This is a genomic window from Bacillus sp. mrc49 (genome assembly GCF_002803435.1).
Map to the genome: position 1 here is coordinate 176,371 of NZ_PHNG01000709.1, position 26,200 is coordinate 202,570.

General features: G+C 43.2%; 26 protein-coding genes and 1 riboswitch. Of the genes, 2 read left to right on the forward strand and 24 right to left on the reverse strand.

The window, feature by feature from the left end; all coding sequences use genetic code 11:
* Positions 1-22: 22 nt before the first annotated feature.
* From CVN76_RS17945 to CVN76_RS17980, 8 genes are read right to left on the reverse strand one after another with little or no spacing between them, the layout of a single operon-like run.
* Entirely contained in the window at positions 23-907 is an 885-nt protein-coding gene (locus tag CVN76_RS17945; protein WP_100532398.1) for an acetaldehyde dehydrogenase (acetylating), read from the reverse strand.
* Positions 908-923: 16 nt separating this feature from the next.
* The gene (locus CVN76_RS17950; protein WP_100532399.1) at positions 924-1,706 is read right to left on the reverse strand and encodes a 2-keto-4-pentenoate hydratase; all 783 of its coding nucleotides are present in this window, start codon (positions 1,704-1,706) and stop codon (positions 924-926) included.
* 17 nt (positions 1,707-1,723) lie between these two features.
* Positions 1,724-3,199, reverse strand: coding sequence for an aldehyde dehydrogenase (locus CVN76_RS17955; RefSeq protein ID WP_100532400.1), 1,476 nt, complete (start codon positions 3,197-3,199; stop codon positions 1,724-1,726).
* A 46-nt stretch (positions 3,200-3,245) separates the two neighbouring features.
* Positions 3,246-3,707 carry a RidA family protein gene (locus CVN76_RS17960; RefSeq protein ID WP_100532401.1) on the reverse strand — a complete coding sequence of 154 codons (462 nt, stop codon included), beginning with the start codon at positions 3,705-3,707 and terminating at the stop codon, positions 3,246-3,248.
* A complete protein-coding gene (locus CVN76_RS17965) occupies positions 3,670-4,710 on the reverse strand; it encodes an amidohydrolase family protein (RefSeq protein ID WP_100532402.1) in 1,041 nt (346 codons plus the stop codon). Before CVN76_RS17965 ends, CVN76_RS17960 begins: the two co-directional genes overlap by 38 nt.
* Positions 4,701-5,261, reverse strand: coding sequence for a 3-hydroxyanthranilate 3,4-dioxygenase (locus CVN76_RS17970; RefSeq protein ID WP_100532403.1), 561 nt, complete (start codon positions 5,259-5,261; stop codon positions 4,701-4,703). Before CVN76_RS17970 ends, CVN76_RS17965 begins: the two co-directional genes overlap by 10 nt.
* A 44-nt stretch (positions 5,262-5,305) precedes the next feature.
* Positions 5,306-6,055, reverse strand: coding sequence for an IclR family transcriptional regulator (locus tag CVN76_RS17975; RefSeq protein ID WP_100532404.1), 750 nt, complete (start codon positions 6,053-6,055; stop codon positions 5,306-5,308).
* Positions 6,056-6,087: 32 nt separating this feature from the next.
* Positions 6,088-7,569: a 4-hydroxyphenylacetate 3-hydroxylase family protein gene (locus CVN76_RS17980; RefSeq protein WP_100532405.1), complete on the reverse strand. Its 1,482-nt coding sequence runs from the start codon at positions 7,567-7,569 to the stop codon at positions 6,088-6,090.
* A gap of 898 nt (positions 7,570-8,467) precedes the next feature.
* On the opposite strand from CVN76_RS17980, the gene CVN76_RS17985 reads away from it, so the two are divergent.
* A complete protein-coding gene (locus CVN76_RS17985) occupies positions 8,468-9,253 on the forward strand; it encodes a protein kinase domain-containing protein (protein ID WP_232732316.1) in 786 nt (261 codons plus the stop codon).
* On the opposite strand, the gene CVN76_RS31115 is transcribed toward CVN76_RS17985, so the two are convergent.
* From CVN76_RS31115 to hutG, 8 genes are all read right to left on the reverse strand, one after another.
* Complete coding sequence (locus CVN76_RS31115; RefSeq protein ID WP_157805700.1) at positions 9,250-9,417, reverse strand: hypothetical protein; 168 nt, start codon at positions 9,415-9,417, stop codon at positions 9,250-9,252. The genes CVN76_RS17985 and CVN76_RS31115 overlap by 4 nt on opposite strands.
* Before the next feature lie 169 nt (positions 9,418-9,586).
* Positions 9,587-9,859 carry an HU family DNA-binding protein gene (locus tag CVN76_RS17990; RefSeq protein WP_061141559.1) on the reverse strand — a complete coding sequence of 91 codons (273 nt, stop codon included), beginning with the start codon at positions 9,857-9,859 and terminating at the stop codon, positions 9,587-9,589.
* An 84-nt stretch (positions 9,860-9,943) separates the two neighbouring features.
* Positions 9,944-11,473, reverse strand: coding sequence for a cobyric acid synthase (locus tag CVN76_RS17995; RefSeq protein WP_100532406.1), 1,530 nt, complete (start codon positions 11,471-11,473; stop codon positions 9,944-9,946).
* Between the two features lie 718 nt (positions 11,474-12,191).
* Positions 12,192-12,392, reverse strand: a complete 201-nt coding sequence (locus CVN76_RS18000; protein WP_100532407.1) for a YozQ family protein — start codon at positions 12,390-12,392, stop codon at positions 12,192-12,194.
* Positions 12,393-12,596: 204 nt separating this feature from the next.
* Positions 12,597-13,913 carry a Na+/H+ antiporter NhaC family protein gene (locus CVN76_RS18005; RefSeq protein WP_100532408.1) on the reverse strand — a complete coding sequence of 439 codons (1,317 nt, stop codon included), beginning with the start codon at positions 13,911-13,913 and terminating at the stop codon, positions 12,597-12,599.
* A 130-nt stretch (positions 13,914-14,043) separates the two neighbouring features.
* Positions 14,044-14,150, reverse strand: a riboswitch (SAM riboswitch).
* Between the two features lie 293 nt (positions 14,151-14,443).
* Positions 14,444-15,118, reverse strand: coding sequence for an SOS response-associated peptidase (locus tag CVN76_RS18010; protein WP_100532409.1), 675 nt, complete (start codon positions 15,116-15,118; stop codon positions 14,444-14,446).
* A 61-nt stretch (positions 15,119-15,179) separates the two neighbouring features.
* Complete coding sequence (locus CVN76_RS31120; protein WP_155645411.1) at positions 15,180-15,335, reverse strand: hypothetical protein; 156 nt, start codon at positions 15,333-15,335, stop codon at positions 15,180-15,182.
* 194 nt (positions 15,336-15,529) lie between these two features.
* Complete coding sequence (gene hutG / locus CVN76_RS18015; protein WP_100532410.1) at positions 15,530-16,489, reverse strand: formimidoylglutamase; 960 nt, start codon at positions 16,487-16,489, stop codon at positions 15,530-15,532.
* Positions 16,490-16,611: 122 nt separating this feature from the next.
* On the opposite strand from hutG, the gene CVN76_RS18020 reads away from it, so the two are divergent.
* Complete coding sequence (locus CVN76_RS18020; protein WP_100532411.1) at positions 16,612-17,502, forward strand: LysR family transcriptional regulator; 891 nt, start codon at positions 16,612-16,614, stop codon at positions 17,500-17,502.
* Positions 17,503-17,577: 75 nt separating this feature from the next.
* Here CVN76_RS18020 and CVN76_RS18025 read toward each other — a convergent pair whose 3' ends face one another.
* The 8 genes from CVN76_RS18025 to hutH all read right to left on the reverse strand — a co-directional run bounded on the left by CVN76_RS18025 (position 17,578) and on the right by hutH (position 26,164).
* Entirely contained in the window at positions 17,578-18,333 is a 756-nt protein-coding gene (locus CVN76_RS18025; RefSeq protein WP_100532412.1) for an IclR family transcriptional regulator, read from the reverse strand.
* A 150-nt stretch (positions 18,334-18,483) separates the two neighbouring features.
* Positions 18,484-19,479: a biotin-dependent carboxyltransferase family protein gene (locus tag CVN76_RS18030; RefSeq protein ID WP_100532413.1), complete on the reverse strand. Its 996-nt coding sequence runs from the start codon at positions 19,477-19,479 to the stop codon at positions 18,484-18,486.
* Between the two features lies 1 nt (position 19,480).
* Positions 19,481-20,227: a 5-oxoprolinase subunit PxpB gene (gene pxpB / locus CVN76_RS18035; protein ID WP_269800048.1), complete on the reverse strand. Its 747-nt coding sequence runs from the start codon at positions 20,225-20,227 to the stop codon at positions 19,481-19,483.
* Entirely contained in the window at positions 20,227-21,018 is a 792-nt protein-coding gene (locus CVN76_RS18040) for a putative hydro-lyase (RefSeq protein ID WP_100532414.1), read from the reverse strand. Before CVN76_RS18040 ends, pxpB begins: the two co-directional genes overlap by 1 nt.
* Positions 21,019-21,081: 63 nt before the next feature.
* Positions 21,082-22,221 carry an NRAMP family divalent metal transporter gene (locus CVN76_RS18045; RefSeq protein ID WP_100532625.1) on the reverse strand — a complete coding sequence of 380 codons (1,140 nt, stop codon included), beginning with the start codon at positions 22,219-22,221 and terminating at the stop codon, positions 21,082-21,084.
* A gap of 112 nt (positions 22,222-22,333) precedes the next feature.
* Positions 22,334-23,092: a LamB/YcsF family protein gene (locus CVN76_RS18050; RefSeq protein WP_100532415.1), complete on the reverse strand. Its 759-nt coding sequence runs from the start codon at positions 23,090-23,092 to the stop codon at positions 22,334-22,336.
* A 280-nt stretch (positions 23,093-23,372) separates the two neighbouring features.
* Positions 23,373-24,500 (reverse strand): N-methyl-L-tryptophan oxidase, encoded by a 1,128-nt coding sequence (gene solA / locus CVN76_RS18055; RefSeq protein ID WP_100532416.1) that lies wholly within the window; start codon positions 24,498-24,500, stop codon positions 23,373-23,375.
* Positions 24,501-24,604: 104 nt separating this feature from the next.
* On the reverse strand, positions 24,605-26,164 hold the full coding sequence (gene hutH, locus CVN76_RS18060) for a histidine ammonia-lyase (RefSeq protein ID WP_100532417.1): 1,560 nt from the start codon (positions 26,162-26,164) through the stop codon (positions 24,605-24,607).
* Positions 26,165-26,200: the final 36 nt, after the last annotated feature.

The following is a 26,200-nucleotide window of genomic DNA, read 5'->3' on the forward strand; positions in this document are numbered from 1 at the left end:
ACCTTTACAGTTGATTTCTTTTTCAAACATAATATTCCAATTGACTTTTAGCGATCTCTTCCCCCACTTTTACAGCTGAAGCCGTCATTATATCCAAATTACCTGCATAAACCGGGAGAAAATCTCCTAACCCCTTCACTTCCAGAAATACGGTTATTTGTTTACCGTCAATTATCGGCTCTGTCTTCAGACGATAGCCAGGAACATATTCAGATACCTTTTCCACCATCTTATTAATGGACGATTTTATCGCTTTCACATCAAAAGACTCCGATTGAAGCAGACAATGTATCGTATCCCTCATAATGAGTGGCGGTTCGGCCGGATTTAGCAGAATGATAGCCTTTCCCTTTTTCGCTCCACCGACCTGCTCCAGTGCCCTTGCCGTCGTTTGGGTGAACTCATCGATATTAGCCCGAGTTCCGGGACCGGCACTCTTGCTGGAAATGGTCGCGATTATTTCAGCATATTCGACCTGGGCCACTTGACTGATCGCATGAACAATTGGGATTGTCGCCTGACCGCCACAAGTAATCATATTAACTTCCATCTCTTCCATATTGTTCTGCAAATTGACAGAAGGAACAACAAAGGGTGCGATTGCGGCCGGAGTCAAGTCTATGACCCTCTTGTTCAACTTTTTCAGGGCTTCATAGTGAATCATCACGTGAGCCTTCGCGGATGTGGCATCAAACAAAATGTCTGCAAGCTCCGGCTTGTCCAAAAATCCATCCAGGCCATTTGCAATGATATGATGTCCGTGCGCTCTAGCCCTCGATAAACCCTCTGATTCCTTATCAATACCAATCATTACCGACATTTCAAGAACATCCGACCGGTGGATTTTCATCATTAAGTCCGTCCCGATATTCCCTGATCCGATAATGCCTACTTTTAGCTTTTTCATGGCACTTGAGCTCCTTTCACTCAAAATTAATCGAGACTATTCCAAGTTTTTCTCCAAAGTCAGCAGAAAAATGGTCACCCGGTTTCGCTTCGATTGCGGCGGATAGTGCACCTGATAGTATGACTTCGCCCGCATTCAATGTACCATTAAACGCATGCAGTTTGTTTGCTAACCAGGCCACGCACGTCGCTGGATTTCCCAGTACCGCCTCACCTGTTCCTTCGTTCATGAAATCACCATTTTTATATAAACTCATTTGGACGGAAGGGAGTTCGATATCACGTAATTGGATTTTGCGATCTCCCAAAATATATAAGCCTGATGAGGCATTATCCGCGACAGTGTCCGGAAGTTTAATCTTCCAATCCATCACCCTGCTATCAACCACTTCGATTGCGGCAACCACATAATCAGTGGCTTCGATTACATCATCAACCGTAATATCGGGACCATGTAGATCTTTCTTTAAAATAAAAGCTACTTCTGCCTCCACTTTCGGTTGAATCAATCGTGAACTGGATATGCAGCCACCATTCTCCACCCTCATTCCATCCAGTAAATGTCCGTAATCTGGTTCATTGACCCCCAGAACTTCCTGCATAGCCTTTGAGGTCAAGCCTATTTTCTTTCCTGATACCTGTAGACCGGATTGGATTTTCCTTCGAATGGTTTCAAGCTGAATTTGGTAGGCATCCTCCACGTCCAAATCTTCAATTTCACTGGTGGGGGCCGCTATTCCGATTCTTGTTTTTTCCGCTTTCAAAAACCTGGCAGACCATTCCGTTAAACTAGCGTTCATGATGCTTTCCCCCATCCCTATAATTTAATCGTGACGTTAGACAATTCACTGTAAAATTCGAAACTATGCGATCCGCCTTCACGGCCGATGCCACTGTGCTTCATACCACCAAAAGGTGTACGCAAATCACGCAAATACCATGTATTCACCCAGATAATGCCCGCTTCTATTTTAGAAGCGACACGATGCGCTCTCCTTAAATCATTGGTCCAAATCGTTGCCCCCAGACCGTAATGAGTGTCATTGGCATGATCCAGTACTTCTTCTTCCGTTTCGAAAGGCATGACCGTTACTACAGGGCCAAAAATCTCTTCCCGTACACAACGGGATTCACGCGTAACCCCGGCAATGATAGTCGGTTCAATGAAAAAGCCTTTTTCAAATTGTCCAGCTCTTCTTCCACCCGTTACTATTCTTGCGCCTTCTTCTTTCGCCAAATCAATGTAACTCATCACTTTTTGAAAATGTTCTTTTCCTATTACAGCTCCTACCTCCGTTTCGGAATCAAACGGATCGCCAACTTTTAATTTTTTTGTTCGTAAGACCATCTTTTCAAGGAATTCGTCATACAAACCTTGCTGAACATAGATACGCGATCCACATAAACAAACTTCACCTTGGTTCATGAAGCTTGATTTCAATGTCGTTTCGATTACTTCATCAAGATTCGAGTCTGCAAACACAATATTCGGATTTTTCCCGCCCAGTTCAAAAGAGATTTTTTTCAACGTAGGCGCGGCAGCTTTCATAATCGCCGTTCCCGTTTTAGTTTCCCCTGTGAAAGTTATCGCATCGACGTCCGGATGTTCACTCAGAGCAGCTCCGGCTGAATCTACACCAAATCCATGCACAAGATTGACAACTCCATCGGGAACTCCCGCTTCCTTGCAGATTTCCATTAACTTAGTCGCTGTCATCGGTGTCAGTTCAGCTGGTTTCAGAACCGCTGTATTTCCAGCTGCAAGGCATGGTGCCAATTTCCATGTCAACAATAACAAAGGTAAATTCCACGGATTAATCATTCCAACAACACCTACAGGCCGCCTAAGCGAATAATGAAGGGCAATGTTATCCTGATTGAACGATTCATTGCCAAGTGTAGTGATGTAATCCGCAAAAAAGTGGAAATTGTGAGCTGAACGCTTGATATCCATTTCCAGTGCAAGGCTGTATGGTTTCCCTGTATCAAGAGTTTCCAAAATTGTCAGTTCTTCTTTCTTTTCCAAAATGAGATCGCCAATTTTCCTTAAAACCTTAGAGCGTTCACTATCGGTAAAAGATTTCCAAGGACCTTTAAGTGCATGTCTTGCTGCAGAAACAGCCAGATTCACCTCCTCTTTCCCCCCTTCTGCAACCCAGCCAAGTTTTTCTTCCGTTGCGGGATTGATATTATCAAAAGTCTTGGATTGATTTGGATTCAGGAATTCACCGTTAATAAAGTGCCGGCAATCTATAGATTTAGCTGTATATCTACTATCATTTGCTGCTTGCATGAAAAATCCCTCCCCCTTTATTGAGGTATTGGCTTAGACAAGTGCCTCAATCTTGTATTTCCACGATCATTTCAATTTCAATTGCCGTATTATTCGGAAGTTGGGCCATTCCCACTGCTGACCGAGCATGTCTACCCCTCTCTCCGAATACGGCCACAAGCAGGTCAGACGCGCCATTCAATACTTTGGGCTGGCCTGTGAAATTCTCGGCTGAATTAACCATTCCGAGAATTTTGATGACCTTTTTCACTTTGGATAATTCTCCAAGTTCTTCCTTCAGCACCCGCAGAAGGTTTACCATCGACTGCCTCGCTGCCTGGTACCCTTCATCTTCCGTCAGATCTTTGCCAACCTTTCCATGATAATCATCCACACCTTGTCCAGATGTGAAAATTAAAGTTCCAACACGGACGTGGCTGACATAGTTGCCGACCGCTTTCCTCGGCGGCTCAAGCTTGATTCCAAGTTCTTCAAGGACTTGTTCCGGTGCTTTTATCTGTTTTTCCATGCTTCTCCTCTCGTGATTCCAAATTTAAAAACCTCAATGCATTTTTCCCTAGAAGATTCGCTTTCACTTCATCTGAAAGATTTAGAGTGTCATCTATCACCTGACCTGGGGGATTTTCTCTCAATAAAAATGGATAATCGGAACCCATCAGCACTTTCTGATATCCAAACCTATTAATCAGATACTCAATATTCCGGGTATCATAGTTCAGGGAATCGAAATAAAACTTTTGTGCATAATAACTTGGTGGCATGGAAGTTTTCCTTAATTCAGGCCATACTTCCCACCCCTGATCGATCCGCGGTAAAATATAAGGAAATGAGCCCCCTCCATGTGCAAAACAGATTTTCAGGTTTGGAAACTTTTCCATGACGCCACTCCACGCAATACTTGCTGCCGCCAATGCCGTTTCACTCGGCATCGCGATTGTATACATGAGGTTATGACGTTCCGTGCGGTCTTTTGCCATTGTCTCCCATGGGTGTATAAACAGTGGGACATTCCATTTTTCAGCCATCTGGAAGAATTCCAATAAAACAGGTGAATCTAGGTTCTCTCCGTTTACGTTCGTACCGATTTCGATCCCCGCCAGGCCAAGATCAAATTTACAGCGTTCCATTTCGCCTATCGCCACATTGATATCCTGAAGAGGTACAGTACCGAGACCTATGAACCTATCTGGATGCCTGTTCACAGCCCCAGCAATGAAATCATTCTGGAACTTGGACATGTATAGCGCCTGGTGGATAGGCGCCCAGTATGAAAATGTCACTGGCACCGGTGAGAGCACCTGCATATCGACTCCTTCCGCATCCATATCCTGAATGCGTTTTTCAGCGTCCCATACTTGGTCAGTCACTTTTCTGAACAGCTTTCCGCTTACCATGATATCCGCTCCACAAGAACATTTCTGATCTAGTACCGGCCAGCGACCCTGACCAAATTCACCTGTTAAGTCTGGCAGGTCCAACGGAAGAATATGTGTATGAAAATCTATTCGCATTTCCAAGCCTCAACGTTCTCTGACATGACATGACCGCATTCACTACAAGTGCGCAGTTCCTCACTACCGTTGAAAGCTTCAATGGCTTCCTTCACCTGAACTTCAATATTCGTCAATTGGACCGTAACCTTGTGCATCTCATGATTACAATCCCCGCAGAACCAAACAAAATCTTCAAGCTCACCTTTCGCGCGCTTCCGTTCTACAACAATGCCGTAAGTATCCGATACACGGTGAGGGGAATGTGGTACATCAGCTGGCAGCATGAACAATTCCCCCTCTTTTACCTCCACTACTTCACGCTCACCGTTTTGATTGATGCATTCTACATAGCACGAGCCTTTTATCTGATAAAACAACTCGTCAGAAGGATCGACATGAAAGTCCCGCCGATAATTCGGGCCACCCAGAAGCATGACGATGAATTCGGAATCTTCCCAAAGCACTTTGTTATTGACAGGCGGCTTCAATAAATTTTTATTGTCCTCAATAACTTTCAATAGGTTTAATGACCTCTCCTGTAATTTTGAAGATTGAACATATCCTTTCATAAATAAACTACCTCCCATTTTAATTTACACAATAGTCAGTAAATTCACGTTAACGACATATAACCAACCTGTTTTGAAATCATTTGAGCCGAACGGATCACCGACTGAATAATCCTTGTTTTTTCTTTTCCAATCATATAATTTCGATCCCCGACAAGGTTTAGAGCTGCAATTACTTGGCCATTATAGGATTTTATAGGTGCGGCAACGCCATATAACCCAAAATCATTTTCATCATCACTGATCGCATATCCCCGTTTGCGGATCTCCTTCAACTCTTCATTCAATTGGTTAATGCAAGTGATCGTATTAGTTGAGTGCTTCAATAGCCCTTTCGCAAGCGTAGGCTGAATAAAAGATGGGTTAAAGGCAAGTAATACTTTCCCGCTGCTCGTACAATGAGCTGGTTTTCTTGCTCCTATATATGTGGTCATATGCTCGGCATGAGGGGACGACATTTTCATCACAAACCTGACTTCGCCTTCGTGAAACATGCCGATGTGAGAATTCCCTCTAAATTGCAGGACAAGATTACTGATAATCGGGCCAGCTTCAAGATGAATATCCTGCTGATACATGACTTTACTGCTCCACTCAAGTAACTTCCATCCGAGCCGGTATTTTCGGTCTTTGCCTTGGATCAGCATCCCGTCCTTGCACATCGTTTTCACTAGATGATGAGATGAACTTGGGCTCATATTCAATTTTTCAGCTATTTCCTTATTCCCAAGTGCAGGTTCTTCATTCGTGAATAAATCAAGTATCTTTATCAGCTTCTCGACGGACGAAATCATGATTGCCCCCCCTCACTATTCAACTATTAGTATTATTGGTTAACCACATCGATGGCGACTTGCTTCGGATTGTTAAGAACCTCATCGACCATGCCAAAGTTTTTGTTTTTCTTATATTTATTATAATAAATGGCTCTTTTACGAACTGGGTCACCCGTGTAATAACGTTCGTATTGGAGGAGTCGCTGCCCAAATGCTTCGCCGCATAAATCCCACGCGAGTTTAAACACCCGAACACGCTCTTCCGCTGTAACTCCGCTTCGCCCTCCATAATATTTATCAATATCTACTCGCAATTCTGGATTATTAAAGTCGGCCTCAGTCGGAGACATCAACAGTCCGCCAGCTCCGATGGTCTGGATAATCTCGATGGCACGGGGATACATCTCAGGAAGGAAACCACGAATCGTTTCCAATGCATCCGGATTTGGGCGAGCCTCACCGTATTCATTAATCGTATACTCATATTCGGCTACCCGTAGCAGTGAACGGATGACTTCGACAGATTGCACAAGTTCACCCAGATCACGCTGTACATGCAGGAATCCATCAACCCCGATGGAGTCTGCCACTTTACAAGCAACTTCTACGGCAAACGCCAATTTAATATATCCACGCACCCCAGATTGGTGAGCAGGCTGTTCGGCGATTCCCGTCATTGGATACAAGCGGTTTGCAGCCTCCACATTGTTGTATAAGAAGACACGATCCCAAGGAACCAAGACATCATTGAATACTAGCAGAGCATCCATTTCCTCATAGCGGGAGGCCAGAGGATGATCAAACATCGAGCGTGTTCCGTCCTGCATTGGTTCCCGGCAAATTATACGAAGTCCAGGTGTATCGATCGGCAGTGCAAAGGCCACCGCATGACGTTCATCCCCAGGTAGGAATCCTGGAAAAGAATAGATAATCACTTCATCTGTAATGGGTGCAAGTGTGGCTAACATTTTTGCACCTCGGACCATTATTCCTTCTTCTTTTTCCTCAACCGTCCCTAAGTGGGTATATGTTTCTTTTTGTTCATGAGATGCCTTGCTTCGATCATTTTGAGGATTAATGATCGCATGCGTTAAGAATAAATCATTGTCACGAATATAACGATAATAATTCTGGATGTTCTTAGACCAGTCCTTGTTGTATTTATCAAGAAACCAAGAATTATGTGCCATGGAAGTGACCACAACATTTAAAAAGTCCGGCGTTCTCCCCATTAGTCCATATGTCATCCTGGCGTACGCTTCAAATAATTTACTTCTTTTCTGCAAATCCTCCGCTGTCTTCGGGAACAAAAAAGCATTGTTAACACGTTCTCCGGTTTCATTGCAAATATGGGTGATTTCATCTTGATATTCCGGATCATGTTGAATGTCATAAAGCTTTGCAATTTCTTGTATCGGCTGTTTAAAAATAGGCTCATTATAAATATCTTCAATTACCCTTCCACCAAGCCAGACTTCTGGCTTTCTGGATTTAATTCTATTAATATATTCTTCACCGGTTTTAATCCCCATAAGAATCCCCCCTATTTTACAAGTTGTTTAGCAGACCCCATTTTCCCTCGATAAAAAGTAAGCGCTTCCAAATTTCCGAAATTAAACTCCTGGATCTCACCGATGAACAATACATGATCACCAGCATCATACTCTCTCCATGTTTGCATTCCAGCCAGGCAGCATTACCATTTATTTATGGCGAAATCCCTTATTACCCCAATCAATCTTAAGCGGTCTTCCTGCAGATTTTTCTGCAATGGGGATTCTTGTTCATCTGACAAATTATTGATGGTAAAAGATTTATTTTAATGCTAGTGCAGGCTTTTGCTTCTTTATGAATGAATACTAAAGCAAGCGGCGGTACAGGGAAACCGAAGTAAATGGATTTACAGTCATGCCCTTTTGGACTTTCCCACAAAGCAGCTCACTATGGTGTCTCCGATTGGGAGTTCGTCCAGACAATTTCTCAACGCGCGCCCATTCATCTTTTCACCTCCTACGCTTTTATTATGAGTTCATTATATTAAATGTGAAAAAATTAAAAAATTGTTAAATTTCACATTATGAAATCTTGAAAAAAATTTTAAAACCTTTTTACATGATGAATTATCGTGTAATAGGACGTTAACACGTTAGTTTGAGTGTTTTACTGTTGACCTTGGGCAATCACTCTTCAATTTGGAAGATTTCTTGAGAATTGATGACATTTACTAGTGAAAGTTGGTAGTTTGCCCTCGGTTTCAGTCACTTTACTCGCGAGCTTTTGGAAGCTTGTAATTAACATTGTGTTACGGATTTCTAAACCATTTCATCTCTTACATTACCTCATTTTCATCATTCAGTGGTACACTAGCCATGATTCATTTTTAAATGGTCAATATTAGAATGCATGTAAGGAGTGAGGGGTGTTTCAATTTTGCGTACCATTAGAAAAATCTATCAATTTTTTGTGGATAAACCCTTAAAAAATGGAGTCGTTTTACATAACCGCTACGAAATCACTACTGTCATTGGAAAAGGAAGCTACGGTATCGTTTATCTTTGCAAGGATTGGCAAGCGAATGAACAATTCGTGATCAAACAGCTGCGAAAAAGTAAACGCCGAAGCAAAAGAAATTTTGAACAGTTCGAACATGAAATCTCCATATTACAAGCCCTGGCCCATGAAAGCATTCCCACATTTCACGAGAAATTCACGCACCGCGAAAATGTTTATTTTGTGATGGATTTCATTGAAGGAGATAATTTGGAAGACCATATTTTCTACAATCATGTAACGTTCACTGAGAAGGAATCCCTTCATTTCCTTGCTGAGTTGGTGCGATTAGTAGCTTATTTGCATGACCATGAAATTGTCCATCAAGATATACGGATACCAAATATATTGCTTCAGAACCATCAGCCCATTTTAATAGACTTTGGGTTGTCCAAACGATTCGTTTCGACAGATATCACGGATGAACTTGTTTTGGAAATGAAACGGCAGGATTTTTATGACTTGGGGGAAATACTCCTATATGTCCTTTATACGACATATACCGCCAAAAATAAAAAAACCCTTCCTTGGACAGAAGAGCTTTCGTTAGAAAAAGAAACGGTGCATATCCTAAAAAGGCTATTAAGCATCCAAGAGCCTTATTCGGATATCCAAGAAATTGCCATTGACCTGAAGGCAGCATTGGATTCCAAGGCATTGAATTAGCTACTGCTGCCGCGTCCTCTTCTCTTGTAGCGGTCACTGCCGCTCAAGGGAGATCGCTTATACCCCCGGCTGCTGCTGCTGCTGCCCCTGCGGTAATGGCCATGTCTTCGCTCACTGCTGCCTTGGGAAATTTGTTTGATCTTTTTCATTATTTTCTTCAACATATCTTTCACCTCTTTTTTTGGATTGATTTAAAGCCTGTTATTCATTTAGCCTAACATAGTCACAGTATAAACCTCATTAATATGTACTATAAGTTTTATTCATTCATTGAAGCACTTCAAAAAAAAACCTGACGACTTTACAGCGCCAGGTTTTTTCTGCGTTCATCTATTATTTTACAGCTTCTTTTAATTCTTTACCTGCTTTAAAAGCGGGTACTTTGCTTGCTGCAATTTGGATTTCTTCACCTGTTTGCGGGTTTCTTCCAGTACGAGCTGCACGGTCGCGCACTTCAAATGTACCAAAACCAACTAATTGGATTTTCTCTTCTTTAGCAAGTGTAGACGTGATCGTTTCAAATAATGCATCCACCACTTTTTTTGCATCGTCTTTTGTCAATTCAGCTTGTGCTGCCACACTGCTTACTAATTCTGTTTTATTCATATGAACACCTCATCCTTTTTTTCTTAAAAAATATGTAGAGAAGACAACATAACATATCTTCTATGTGTCTGTCACTTATTAAGGCTAATTAAAAGTTTGATCCTCCATTGATTCAAGTTCCAGCCATTGATAGATGGTATCCATATCGATGTTTTCTTCCATGTGGGAGGCCAAGAGATTATAAGCCTCCTCCCGATGCTCTGAGTCGCTTTGAATGTTTTCCATCACTTCATCCAGCCCCTTGCTCCGTCGTATTTGGTTAACCAATAATCTTGTAAATAGGCGATTATGGAATATGCCATGAAGATATGTGCCGAAAACCTTCTGGTCCGCCGATATGGCCCCATCCTTTCTTCCATCCTTCAATAAAAGAAAGGGCTGTACTTGTGGATCCAAAGCCGTTTGACCTAAATGAATCTCGTAGCCGCCCAGCTTCATTTCGCCTTTCATAATCCCTGAAGCAAGGACACCTTCCATTTGCACTGTCTTCTTTTCCGCTTGGAAAATGGTTTCCACGGACAGAAGTGAAAGACCTTCTGCGTTTTCCCCGTTACCTTCGACCGCGTCGGGATCGAACAGGTTCTTCCCGAGCATTTGAAAACCGCCGCATATTCCAACAATGACCGTTCCAAGCTCACGCAACTCTTTAATGGCATCATCCATTCCCGCACGCTTCATCCATTCTAAATCTTCGATCGTATTTTTTGTGCCGGGCAAGATAAGAAGGTCTGGATTTCCCAACTCATGGATATTTCCGACAAGCCTGACACCCACTCCCGGTTCGTCGAAAAAAGGGTCCAGATCGGTAAAATTGGAGATGTGCGGGAATCTCAAAACCGCTACATCAATGGGGAATTCACCCTTGTCAGGCTTTTTGAAACGTAAGGATGATAGGGCCAGCGAATCCTCCGCTTCGATGTTCACGTCTAAATACGGCAACACCCCGAGGACTGGGATCCCGGTTTCCTTTTCCAGCCATTCTATGCCGTCGTCCAGTAATTCACGTATGCCCCGAAATTTATTGATGATGATTCCCTTTACACGATCACGTTCCTCATCATCCAATAAGGCGAGTGTCCCGATGATGGACGCAAATACTCCGCCACGATCGATATCGGCCACTAAAATGACAGCGGCATCCGCAAGTTTGGCCATCCGCATATTGGCAATATCCCGGTCTTTAAGGTTAATTTCCGCAGGGCTGCCTGCTCCTTCAAGAACGATGATGTCGTATTCCTGCTGCAGTTTTTCGACTGACTTTCGAATGATCGGCATGGCCTCTTGAACAAACTGATTTCGATAGTTCATGGCATTCATATCAAGAAAATGTTTTCCGTGGACGATGACCTCCGAAACCATATCCTGCTTTGGTTTCAGCAAAATGGGATTCATATCGGAGGTTGCCACGATCCTTGCCGCTTCGGCTTGCACTCCTTGGGCCCGTCCTATTTCACCGCCTTCCACGGTTACATAAGAATTCAAGGCCATGTTTTGCGATTTGAACGGAACGACACGGTACCCTTTATTCGCAAAAATCCGGCAAAGTGCCGTACAAATCAAGCTTTTCCCTACATCAGATGCCGTTCCCTGTATCATGATCGATCGTGCCTTCATTTCATTCCCCCTATACCTCAAGTTTTTGACTATGCCGATGATACCCCATTTCCACCTCCGTAAGCACCGTCACGCCTTCTTACCTGTAATGGCCACTTGCATATGCCGAACCATTACAGATGTCTTCAATGATCATACGCCAGTGGCAAGACAGCTTCAGTCAGGAACTTATTTATATGAACCTTTTCAGAGCCTAAACAATAAATGCCTGTCTCGCCTTTTTTTTACATTATAGTGATAATGACCATCTATTATTTCCAGTATATATCAGAATAATTCATTGCGCATCACCCATTCATTTGCCTATAGACGTTCACATTGTTTGGAATAGGAGCACAACGATGATAAACGACGTCGTTTTCACCATTGGGAACATCGTCATACGATTCCGTCCATCTCTAGTAGTCTGTCTATCCTTAAAGCATTATCCAAAACAAATGAATTGGCTGTATTTTTGACCAGTTTTTTCGGCAAGTGTACAGCTGATATATTGTCTGTACGAATGAAAGTTATTTGGGGAAGATTTGCAGTGTTGGAGACTGAATAGCCGCCTCCTTTTTATTATGTGCATCGAAATAGCTGAACTTGATTAGTCATATCATGACTGAAGAAGGTACATCGCTTTGGGATCGTCTATCATGATGAAGGTTTGCGTTAAAATCCTTTAATAAAACAAAGCCCCTGCTTGTTGGGAAATTTCAACAAGCAGGGACTCGATTTACCGTTCTTTTTCTTCGTTCTCACTGTCCTTTTCATTTCGATCGGCAGATGTTATCCCGCCAGCGTTATACACATCCGAAACTTGTTCGTGGGTGGTGGCAAGACCTGATGATAACGTGTCATCACGCTTGTAATCACTGACATCATACACTTTTCCAGCAATATTTGAAGATTTCTCTTTTGATTTTTGGTTATCCATTGTTTTCACTCCTATTTTTCAACTTGTCCCATCATTGCTTGATTGTCGTTCATAAAGACAAGGGTATTTTATGCAAAAAACATTGCATTATACAATTATTTAAAAAAAGCAGGGCAAATTGCGAGAACTATCTCTCGCTTTGGATTAAACAGGTACGGACAGATCAAAAAAAACACCCTGATCAACTCAGGATGTTTTCCATGATTAAGATACCTGTTTCTTTACAACGGTATCTTCTTTCTGAAATCGTGGATAACCAATCAAGATGGCTATGACTCCACAAATTCCAATTAGTATCGGGTAATATGAATATGGCAGGATGCTTATTGGTGAAATTTTTGCCACTCCAGCTGCAACAAGCAACTGTGCACCATAAGGAATCAATCCTTGGACACAACAGGCAAAAATGTCAAGCAGGCTCGCTGATTTACGAAGATCGATTCCATACCTTCCTGCAATGTTTTTCGCTAACGGTCCGGCAATGATGATCGAAATCGTATTATTTGCCGTTGATAGGTTTGTTAAGCCAACTAGTCCGGCAATGCTGAATTCAGCTCCTTTTTTTGATTTGCTTTTTTGGGTGACGACATGAAGTAAATAATCGATGCCGCCATTATGTTGGATGACCGCTACCATACCGGCAATCAAAATCGCCAGAAACGAGATTTCATACATGCCAGCCATTCCATCTCCCGTTTTTTGGATCACATCCAGCAACTTATAACTTCCATCCGCTAAACCGATAATACCGGCAAACACAATGCCGAAGGATAAGACAAGGAACACGTTGACACCTGCCAATGCCGTGATCAGTACACACAGATACGGAAGAATTTTCACCCAATTATAGGAATGTTGCGTAATGGCCGCTTGCTCACCTACCGTTAATATTCCCAGAATGACACATGTGATGATGGCCGCAGGCAGGACGATGAAAAAATTCACTTTAAACTTATCCTTCATTTTCGTCCCCTGCGTCCGCACTGACGCAATCGTCGTATCGGAAATGAATGATAAGTTATCGCCAAACATGGCCCCACCGATAACCGCAGCCATAGAAAGCGCAAGTGCTATATCCGTTTGCTCACTAATTCCTACTCCTATCGGTGCAAGTGCTACGATCGTTCCCATGCTTGTCCCCATGGACAAAGAAATAAAGCAAGCGATAATGAAAATGCCAACGATTAATAGATTTTGCGGAAAGATGGCTAAGGCAAGGTTGACCGTTGATTCAACTGCCCCCATGCCATTCGCCACTTCTGAAAAAGCGCCGGCCAAGAGGAAAATGATAACCATTAACATAATATTGGAGTCCCCAGATCCCTTACAAAAAATGTCAACCTTTTGATTCAAAGACTCTTTACGATTCATGGACAATGCCACTGCCGATGCAATGGAAATCGCCACTAACACTGGAAATGAATAAAAATCTTTTGTAATGATTCCTGAGCCTATAAATAATATCAAAAAAACGACAAATGGGATCAGTGCCCACGGATTTCCTTTGTTGTGTGTACTCATGATGAACTCCTTTTGTATATTTATTTACCAAAGCACTTTAGCTTCATCTTGTTATATCTAAATCCAATAAATATAAAAGACCTCTTCCAATACCCACAAGAAGAGGTCTTTTATTTTATAAAAAACACCCTCCTTATCTTTCAGGCGAAATGAACCTGCTGGATTTGGCACAGCACTCCTGAAAAGTCTGCTGCCGAGACATCTGCGGGCCAGTCCCTCCGCCTCTCTTGATAAGAAGATTTATAGTATATTATGATATCAACGACATCGAATGCCGCATCGAAAAGCAAATATAAGAGTACAGTATTTTGTATGTTTTCGCAAGGATTAGTTGAAAGTATTCGACTTCGATTCTTAAAATGGTAATAAAGACGCCGGAGGTCCCGGACGGCCTTTTGGTAGAAGAGGGCCTACTAAGTGAAATGAAAAGGTCAAACTAGCATGTATCCATAAAAAGCACCCCGTACCTGTTAGTTTTGTGTCTAACATCTTTGGGGCAGTTCACTCTTGGTTAAAGAAATCTCAACAACCTATCGGCACATTTGTTGGATGAGACTTGGCGAGTTGTTTTGAGGCGAATTCACATCAGTCGATACCTCAAATGCTTCCATTTGCTCCGAATCGAAGGGCTTTAAGTATTGTTGAAGATATCCCGTATCATGAATGGAAAGGTCAAGCCAAGCTTTTTCATCTCCACGTTTAAGGATGACGGGCATGCGATCATGGATGCCCGTCATCAGCTCATTGGGGGCAGTGGTGATGACCGAGCATGAATGGATGCTCGTGCCATCTAGAGATTTCCACGTTTCAAACAGACCGGCCATACCGAATGGAGCGTCATCCTTCAGTTTGATTCGCATCGGTATTTTTCGTTCCGGTGTCTTCTTCCACTCATAAAAGGAATCAGCGATGATCAAGCACCGTTTCTTCTTATAAGCATTCTTGAAGCTTGCCTTCTCTGCAATGGTTTCCGCCCTGGCATTGATCATTTTATAGCCCACTTTTTCATCTTTAGCCCAGAAAGGAATGAGTCCCCAACGAAGGTATCCAAGTCGATTCCTGGTCCCATCATTTATGACGGATAGCACGGATTGGGAAGGGGCTATATTATAACTGAATTGATAATCTTCATCGAATGACCCTTGAATATCGAAGCGTTCCATTATTTCTTCCATACTTGTAAAAAGAGTGAACCGTCCGCACATACTATCGCCTGCTGTCCTGTAAATTTATTACAGTTTAACAAAAAAATCCGACAGGTACAAATCAGCGTTCTAAAATCCTGATGTCCGTGAATGGTTGATTAAATAATTCACTGGTAATCAACAGCGTGCCCAGCACTTCCCTTTCATCTTCAGCTACGATGATTTCTGACAAAATCATCGTACTGCCATTTTTGACCGTTACACGATATTCATTCATAAAATCCCCCCTCATATGCCTGGATGGTAGCTATTATAAACCATAAGCATCCTAGTATCACCATGTAACACTCGCTTCCTCCCGCCTAAGCAAAAAGACTGCCGTGAATCACACGACAGTTTCGTCCTTACTTCATTCCATTCATACTTTAAAATATGATGATATCGATAATAGGGAGGAGATGCGATACTGGCTCATGAAATAACATGCAGCAAAACCTCATTGACTAAGTGTGCCGCCAATGTAACGGTTTTATTGTTTTCGTCCAAACTTGGATTCACTTCCGAGATATCAAAGGAAAGGATCTTTTCATTTGCTACGACATGCCGCAGCAGGCTACGTACCAATTTCGGATCGAGCCCAAATGGCGATGGTGCACTTACGCCAGGGGCATAAGCTGAATCGATGACGTCCGTGCATAACGTGAGGATGATGAAGTCGTTTTCCTTGACAAATTCGTTGATCCGATGTTTCGTATCTTCCATATCATTCAAAGACAATTCTTCTTCCAATATGTATTCGACTTTATTTTTTTCGGCCGTTTTGAATAAGGCCTTTGTATTGCCCTGCTTTTGAATTCCCACACATAAATAACGGCAATTTTGATCCTTATCCAAGATTTGTTTAAACATCGTTCCTGATGAACTTTCTTTTTCATAAGGCCGCATATCAAAGTGGGCATCGATATTAATCATTCCCAATCTAGCCTTCGGGCCGAGGAATTTCCTGGCGCCGAGATAATGACCATAAAAGGTTTCATGTCCACCGCCTAAAATGATGGGAATTACGTCACTCTCCAGAATCCGGGCAACTGCTGCACCCAATTGGTCTTGCGCGGCCTCCATTTCCCCAGCTTCACATACGACATCGCCAGCATCCACCAACTCCGTTTCCGGTGTTAAATGGCAAGGTAGCTTGGCCAATGACTGCCTAATATAATCAGGCGCTTCACCCGCACCGATCCTGCCTTTGTTCCTTTTGACACCTTCATCACATTTGAAGCCAATCATTCCATATGTTTTTGATTCCTTGCCAGTGATGAACAATTCGGAAATCGGCCTCATTTTCACTCTTTGGTGGTATCTGAAGCTATCCATATCCGTTTCGGAATCCACTCTGCCATTCCAATGGTTTAATGACGGTTTATTATACATAATTTCTCCTTTCACTAAAAAATTCAGAAATATCTTTTTTTACAGTATAATGGAGATGATATATAATTACTAATACCATTTTTCAATAGATCTATAGTTTAAAGCTATAAAAGGAGACTAGTATGGATTTTCGCCAACTTCGTTATTTCATCACCATTGTCCAAGAGATGAGCTACTCAAAAGCAGCTAAATTATTGCATATATCACAGCCGTCCTTAAGTAATGCAATCATGAAATTGGAGAAAGAAGTTGATTTTCAACTATTGGAACGCAATACAAGGGGAATCGAGCTTACGGAGGCAGGAGCCATTTTTCATTCAAGATCTCAGGATCTGCTGCGGAGGTTCAATAATATGAAAGTGGAATTTGAGGAAATGAAACAGGTTGGAAGCGGGACAATATCGATAGGATCGATTGAATCATTCAAATTTTGGTTTCCAAAAATCATCAGGACATTTAAAAACGATCATCCTGCTATCCATTTAAAGATTCGGGAGATTTTGGGCGAAGAACATGTCATCGAGGCGCTGAACCAGTATCAAATTCATTTCACGATCACCAATCAGCCGATAAACCATGCCGAGATCATATCCATTCCCCTTTATAAGGAACAATTCATGCTTTTGGTCCATAAAGATGACGACTTGAATGAAAAAGATTCCATCACTTTACATGACCTTGCAGGGAAGGAACTAATCGTCAGTACATCTGGATTTCAAACAAGAGATGATATTATGGAAGCATTCAAAAATGAAAAGGTTAACCCGAGCATCTTCTACGAAATTGAAAGGCTGGAAACAGCTTGCAGTTTGGTTGACGAAGGCTTGGGCATCACCATTTTACCGGAAAGCTATATTAAATCCGTTGTAACTAGGAATACTGCGATCCTTGAAATAAATTCGATGTTTTTGCATAGGACTGTTTATATGGCCTACTTGGCGGATCGTTATTTGCCGGCATCTGTTAGTAATTTGGTTAATGAGATTGAAAGCTTTTTCAAAAACAAGGAATAATAGATTCGGATGATCTTCACCCATTATGCCCCCTTATTGCACAAGGGGGCCGTTCGTTTATGTATAAACCTTATCTTAATGAGTTTGCGAACCTAGTTTCATCGAAATCTCCTTGGCTGCTTTCGTCACCTTATCTATCAATTCAGGCAAACGGTCCTCCTGAAATCTTGCTTCAATCCCAGCAACGCTAATGGCCGCGATAATTTGATTTTCCCCGTTAAGGATCGGTGCGCTGACCGATTTTGTATAATTCTCCAATTCTGACGAAGTTATCGTGTAGCCGTTCAACCTTGCTACTTCCAAAGCATGCCGGAGTGTGTTTTCATCGGTTATCGTTCCAATTGCTATTGGTTGAAGATCGGTGCCGTCGATATACATTTCACGTTCTTCTTCAGGCAAATACGCGAGTATGATCCGAGAGTCGCCGGCATATAGTGGTGAACGCCTGCCGATGGAAGTATATAGCCGGACGGGCTGCAAGGTATCAACCTTTTCAATATACATGGCTTCGTCCTTATCCCGCACGATCAAATTCACGGCCTCCTCTACGTCATCCCGAAGTTGCTTCATAATGGGATAGGCGATTGCTCTGATATCCAAACGCTCACCCACCAGTTGACCAAACTGCAAGAATATTAGGCCAAGTGAGTAGTGACCATCATCATCCCGTGTTAAAAAACCCATTTCTTCCAATGATCCCACCATTCGGTGCAATGAGGTTTTGGGGAGGTTGGAGTGTTCCATCATTTCATTAAAGGTGAGTTTCGGATGATCAATGAAAAGGGTAAGGATCTGCATGGATTTCACGACGGTTTTGTTATGTGCTTGCATGCCATGTCTCCTTTCAAAGTTTTTCCTCAGTGTTCTTCTTCCTTATCCTCTCTCATTCTATTATAAAACACGGAAAAAAGATGTAAGCAAAAGACGAAAAAAAACTGAAACAGGAAAGAAGGCGCCCGGCACGGGAACCTCCTGATGGAATCATATGAACTGCCATTTATTCAAGGCCAATGAAATCGAAGTCTGCAATTCTTTCATTTCGCGTTCTTTTTGAATATACAGGAGTTCTGCCTCCCTTAAGTTCACGCGGGAAAATTGAATGGATTCCCCTGGTTTAACCTGGGCGATCTTTGATAAATCGGCGGTTATTACTTGAGCTATTTTAGGATATCCGCCCGTCGTTTGGCTATCCGCAAGGAGAATGATCGGATTTCCATCCGGCGGAACCTGGATCGAGCCATTAGTGACCGCCTCGGAAAGCAGCTCCTCTTGATTTTGCCATTCAAGCGCCGGACCTGATATTCTATATCCCATCCGGTCAGATTGATTGGAAACCTTAAATGAATGCTCTTCAAAACGTTGTTTACTTGAATGGATGAATTGCTCGTACTGGCTTCCAGTAATGAAACGGATGAGTGGATTTCGAGCTGGGATGAACTCCTTTTCATTGACGTACCACTTCGGAGAGGAAAAAGAGCCCTTCAACTCCTTCCTGCCCATAATGGTTTGAGGTTCATTACATGCAAGCACATCGCCAGCCTCTAAAGCCCTTCCCATATAGCCTCCGATTCCAGCTCGTAAATAGGTGCTCTTGCTGCCCATCACTTTTGGAATGGCATATCCCCCGCCGACGGCTAAATAAGCCCGGCAGCCTGATTTACACCCTTCGAAGCGCAGGATGGATCCTTCCTTTACATAAATGGGCTTCCACATCGGGGCATCATGATTATCGATTGTAGGTGTTAAATTCGCACCCGTTATCGATATCAGGCAATTTTTCTCCATTTTTATAGTGGGCCCCATCAGTGTAATTTCCAAGGCTGCCTCCCCTTCATGATTACCTACCAACATGTTGGCAATCCGCAGTGAATATCGGTCCATCGCCCCGCTTACGATCACCCCATGTTGCTGAAACCCTTTTCTGCCTAAATCTTGAATACTAGTCAATAATCCGGGCTTGATTATACGAAGGCTCATCTTATCCCCCCTTGATCTCTTTATATTCTTGTTCAGAGATTGGCTGGAACTTCACCATGTCTCCCGCTTGTAATAAGCTTGGGGGGGTTACATTCGGTAAAAATAATTCCATTGGCGTTTGTCCAATCAATTGCCAGCCCCCTGGTGTTGATATCGGATATACCCCCGTCTGCATACCGGCAATCCCGACTGCACCTGCTGGTATAGTCATTCTCGGGGAAGATCGCCTTGGGGTTGCGATGTCTTTCGGAAGTCCTCCCAGAAACGGAAAGCCCGGGGCGAATCCTATCATATAAGCTAAGTACTCACCGTTAGAATGGATATGGATGACTTCATCTGTAGTCAAATCATGATAACGAGCTACATATTCCAAGTCCGGTCCATACTCCCCTCCATAACAAACAGGGATGGAAACCGTACGATGTGACACCTTTGTGTCTTCTATTAAGTCAAGCAGTTTCCTGTCCAATATCGACCGAACCACGTCATAGGGAGAAGTGGCTTCATTGCTTTGCTTATGAATGTTATAGATTACGAGAGGATCATAAAAAATCGTCAAATTCGTAAAAGCCGGTACACATTCCACAAACCCGGCAAAAGGTTCTTCTTCCAACAAATCCATAAACAACTTTATCTTTTTGTGAATGCTGTATTCCATTCCATTCCCAAATGTAATCACGATTGCGGAATCGCTTAAGGGAGACATGTTACAAGCAGTTCCATTCAAAAGATTTTTCGACCTGTCCATTATAATACACCCAATTTTTCATCACGGATGTCTGTGATGAACATATGTCCAGGCGCATGTGTGATTATGATTTCCAGTTTTGTTTCCATGGCGATGGATTGGGGCGTTACCCCACATGCCCAAAAGACTGGCACTTCCCCTTGATGCACCGTTACAGGATCACCAAAGTCCGGTTGATCGATATCGCACACCCCGATTGCTTCAGGATCCCCGATGTGGATCGGTCCCCCATGAACTGCCGGGAAACGCGAGGTCACTTGAACAGCCCTCACCACATCCTTTTGAGGGATCGGTCTCATGCTAGCCACCATCATGCCATGGAAAATCCCTGCCTCTATACAAGGGATATTGGTTTTATACATGGGTACATTACAGCCCTCTTCAATATGGCGAATCGGAATATCATTGTTTAACAGAGCATGTTCGAAGGTAAAGCTGCACCCAATCAGAAAACCAACCATATCCTCTTCCCAGTATTTTGATATATCTGTTACCTCTTCTATCAATTCCCCACGTTTGTATACCCTGTATTTAGGAATATCCGTGCGTATATCCCCATCGGGAGCTGCAAATGCGGGAATGGCAGAACCAATTTCCGTTACATCCAGCAAGGGACATGATTTAGGGTTGCGCTGACAAAATAATAAGAAGTCAAAAGCATGCTCCTTTTTTAAGATGGCCAAGTTTGCCTGGGCATACCCATTGGCCATTCCTGCGGTCGGTTTAATCAATTCGGCATTTCGAATCATTGTACGCAACTCTGCAGGGTTCGCTTGAGAAAGATCGATCATACCTATACATCTCCTATTCAAGAATGGCAGATTAGAAGTGGCCTGCCCATCACAGTCATTGTATTAAAATAGTGTCGGCAATTGCTTGATTAATGTATATCCACCCATCAGCGCCATGACAATTACGACAAAGACACCGGAGATCGTTAACCATAGCGGGTGTTTATAATCGCCGACAATGTTTCGCTTATATGCGGCAATCAATAATGTTCCAAGCGCAATTGGCAAAATCAAGCCATTGATGGCGCCTACGATTAGCAGTACTTTAACCGGCTGGCCAATTAACAAAAAGCAAACTGTCGACAAGACGATAAAGCCAATGATTATCCAGTTTGCCTTTTTATTGATCATTTCGCTGAATGTCCTGATAAACGAGACGGAAGTATATGCAGCTCCAACGACGGAAGTGATTGCCGCTGCCCACATCACGACCCCGAATATGCGGTATCCGACGTCTCCGGCAGCCAGTTGAAAAACGGATGCTGCAGGATTATCCTGATTGATCTGTAAACCTTTCGATACGACACCAAGCACTGCCAGAAATAACGCGACGCGCATGACGGTGGTGATCAAGATTCCCACTATTGAACTCTTAGTTACTTGAGGTAATGCTCCAACGCCTTTAACGCCTGCATCCAATAGCCGATGGCCCCCTGCAAATGTTATGTAGCCGCCGACCGACCCTCCCACTAAAGTGACGATGGCGATGATATCGATTTGAACAGGTGCAAATGTCCTCACTACCGCTTCCCCTACTGGAGGAGAGGTTGTCCAGGCAACGTAAATCATCAAACAGATCATGAAGAAACCCGCTATTTGCGTAAAGCGGTCCATGGCCTTTCCCGCTTCCTTGACGACAAATATCATGACAGCGATGACCGCACTTATTGCGGCGCCCGCTGTAGGCGATATCCCCGTCATTGCATTGAGGCCAAGCCCTGCTCCTGCAATATTGCCAATATTGAAGGCGAGGCCTCCCATGACGATGAGTGCCGCCAGGACATAACCAAGACCAGGCAAAACCATATTCGCAATCTCTTGACCCCTCTTTTCAGATACAGCAATGATACGCCATACATTTGTTTGGGCAAAAATATCAAGAATGACCGAAATAAGGATGACGAAACCGAAACTTGCCGCAAGACTTTGGGTATAAACGGTCGTTTGCATTAAAAATCCTGGCCCTATGGCCGATGTTGCCATTAAGAAGGCTGCACCCAATAATAAAGTGCGGTTTGTTTTCGGCTTAGCTGGAATCTTTTCCTGAGCTGCAGTATATTTGTTTGGCTCCAATGGACTGACCTCCTATGCAGGTTTATGAAAATGACTTGACTGTTATTTCAGATAATTCCAAAGAATTTTTCACATGTCGGGCAAAGGCCAATGCATGTGCACCGTCCCCATGGATGCAAATCGTATCTGCCCTCAAAGCAACATCGGATCCTTGTTGGGACAAAACCTTCCCTTCCTTTACCATCCGAATCACCTGCGCAGCAGCATCCTCATCATTTTCCAATAAAGCATGTTTCTCCATTCGTGAAGTCAATGAACCGTCTTGTTGATAGGTGCGATCGGCAAATACTTCACTGGCCGTTCTCAAGCCGACTGCCTCACCAGCGCGAATCGATTCACTTCCCGACAAACCAAAGAGAATAAGCTCAGGGTTCACTTTATATATAGCCTCGGCAATCGCCATCGCTAATGCTTCGTTTTGGGCGGCCATATTGTACAAAGCGCCATGCGGTTTCACATGCTGCATGCTTCCTCCCTCGGACTGCAAGAAACCATTCAATGCGCCAATTTGATAGACGACAATGTCATAAGCCTCCTCCGGCGCAATATTCATATTGCGTCTGCCAAACCCCATTAAATCAGGTAAACCAGGATGAGCCCCGATCCTGACACCTTTTTCTAAGGCAAGTTGAACCGTTTTTCGCATGACGGTCGGATCACCGGCGTGAAAACCACAAGCGACATTGGCCGATGTGACATAATCTAAAATTTCCTTGTCATTCCCCATCCGGTAGGCGCCATAACTCTCTCCTAAATCACAATTCAAATCAACGGCATTCATTGTTCCTCCTCCTTCTTTTTGAAAAATTCCCGTTTATGATTTCCTTAAAAGTATGTAATGAAATACCGAAATTCGGAATTTAAGTTTCAAATTTCGGAATATTCTTATTCTACCATGCATTATTTTTTTAGACAATAGTTGGCAGATAACCCCATTGATGTTTATTGCGTGGTTAACTTATAAATCAAGAGAACGGGAACAATATAAAAAAGCCGTTGATTCCCTTGAAAAGGAATCGACGGCTAGCCTATTCGTTTTATATGTTGTTAAAGGGATGAACCTATTGGAATCTGTTTAGCGAAAATGGAGAAATATCATTCTCCGTCTTTCCCGAAAGGATAAGGTCACTTAAACTCTCACCAATTACACTGCTGAACTTAAATCCATGTCCCGAGAAACCCGCTGCAATGGCAATGTGGGGATGATGAGGATGTAGATCAACGATAAAGTCCTCATCCGGCGTCATCGTATAGATGCAGTTTTTTCCATATCTCAATGTTTGACCGGAAGGCATGAATCGGTTCAAGAAACGCTCCAAATCCCCTGCATCCTCCGCATATTCACCAAATCGGGCCATCGTTTCTTCGGGATTTATCCGGTTTCCCCCGTCATGTCTCCCAAGCTTCAAACCAGCTCCACTTATACTTGGAAAGCCATAGTATGTACCTTCAGGTGTATCGAACGTGAATGCAGGAAAGCCATTGTGACCATATAATTTTTCATCTGCATCGAACCAGGCGAAGGTTTTTCGGATAGGTGTCAGTGGCACATTCAACCCTAACATATCCAATAACTTCGGTGACCAAGCTCCTGCTGCAACGACCAATGCCTCTGCATGATAGCTTTGATCATCGGTTTTCACCGTGATCCCATCACTTTGGACAGTCAGGTTCCTTACCGGGCTGTTCACTTTGATGTCGGCACCGTGTGATTCCGCAAGCTGCTGGTAAGCCCGAATGCACTCTTCACTTTTTAGCACTCCTGAAGCAGGTTCAAAGCAACCTATATAATCTTCAGGAAGAGTGATGCCTGCCCATCTTTTATGAACCTGATTAGCATCGAGTTTTTCCAAAGGCAATCCAAATTTATTCGAACTTGCGATCACTTGCTTGATGAAGGGGGATTGCTGACTGCCTGCATTCAGAACGCCCGTCCGAAGAAATAGTTGTCTTTCCGTAAGTTGCTCTAAGTGTTCCCATAGTTCTTGCGCTTTCAGGACCAGTGATACATACTCTTCCCCTTCCCCATACGCATGTCTAATGATCCTTGTTTCTCCATGATGACTGCCTTTATTGTGAGGCGGGACGAAAGAGTCCAATAATACTACCTTCTTCCCGGACTTGGATAGGTAATAACCTGCCGACATACCCATCGATCCGGCTCCAATTACAATTACATCATAATGCATGTTTACGTTATTCCTCCGTTCTTGATGGTGACACCTATTCGTATGTGAGGCGGGTCACGAAACTTTGCAACAGGCGTTGACTAAAAAACTGCCTGCTACCATCATTAAAACTCCATTTCACCCATTTCCAATTCGACAAGTTGGGTTAGTTCTCCTTCATGAATTTGCTCTTTAATCACTTCAATGTCAGGATGAAAGAAACGGTCTTCTTTAACCATGGGTACTTTCCTGCGTATTAAACGGTACACTTTCTCCGTGATAGGGGCTGGTTTCAATGGGTGATGAAAATCCATAGCTTGCGTTGCCGTCATAAGTTCAATCGCTAAAATATATTCCAGCTTCTTTGAAATCTGATAGGCTTTCTTCGAAGCAAAATAGGAAAAACTTATCACGTCTTCCTGATTTGCACATGTCGGCACATTATCAATTGTTGCAGGCTGTGTAAGTACTCTGATTTCATTCAATAATCCTGCTGCAGTATATTGCGGGACCATGTAGCCGTTATTTAAACCCGGGTTTGCCACCAAAAAATTCGGCAGCTCACTAAGGTGATGGTTTACTAGGCGATCGATCCTTCTTTCGGTGACCTTTGCCAGATTCGCCAGGGCTATGCACATCATATCTGCATAAATCCCTACGAATGATCCATCAAAGTTCCCCCCCATAAGCGCCGTCCCGTCAGCACCATCCGGATAGATGATAGGATTATCACTTGCAGAGTTCATTTCATTTTCAATAGTGGCCTTCGCGTCCTTCAACGCTCTTTTTATGGCACCGTGAATTTGCGGAATGCATCGTAAACTAAGCGCATCTTGTAACCGATGTTCCTTATATGTGTCCATGATTTGACTTCCTTTTAGGATCCTTGACACATTTCTGGCTGTCTTTGCCTGTTCTCCATGCTTTTTTAATTTGTGGGTGCGAGGGTCAAAAGCATGAATTGTACCCTTAAGCACCTCCAAGGACATAGCTCCCGTAATATCCGCAGTTTTCGCAGCCTGGATGCCATTGTATACCGCTAAGGCTGCCATCGCCGTGGCGGAAGTCGTTCCACTTATAAGGGCCAATCCTTCTTTAGGACCTAATGTGACAGGTGCCAATCCGGCTTTTGCCAAAGCTACCGCTCCAGGGATGAACTCGCCGTCTTGCCATGCCTTCCCCTCTCCGATCAGCACTAGGGCCATGTGAGATTCAGGTGAAAGGTATCCCACTGAACCATCACCCGGGGCAAATGGGACAATATCGTGATTCAGCAGTGAAGCAATCAGCTCCAAAACCTTTAACCTGACTCCAGAATAACCTTGACCCAAATTTACCAGGATCATCAATTGAATGGCCCTCACTACTTCTCTTTCTAAAGGCTCCCCTACGGAGACTGCATGAGAACGAATGATATTCCGTTGAAGCGTTTCTATATCTTGCGGGGAAATCATCTCTGTCACATTGCTGCCAAACCCTGTTGTCACACCATAAATAACCCTATTTTCCAATAGGAACCTATCAATTAAACTTCTTGATTCATCGACCCTATTACAATACTCTCTTGAAAAGGAGACCTCTGCCCCATATCTTGCAACAGCAATTATCTCATTGATGGAGATGGGACCATCACCCAATACGACTTTTTTTATATCCTTTGCGTGTCTGCAATTTATCGTTGTCACGGTTCACTACTCCTTCAACACTATAATTTATTGATA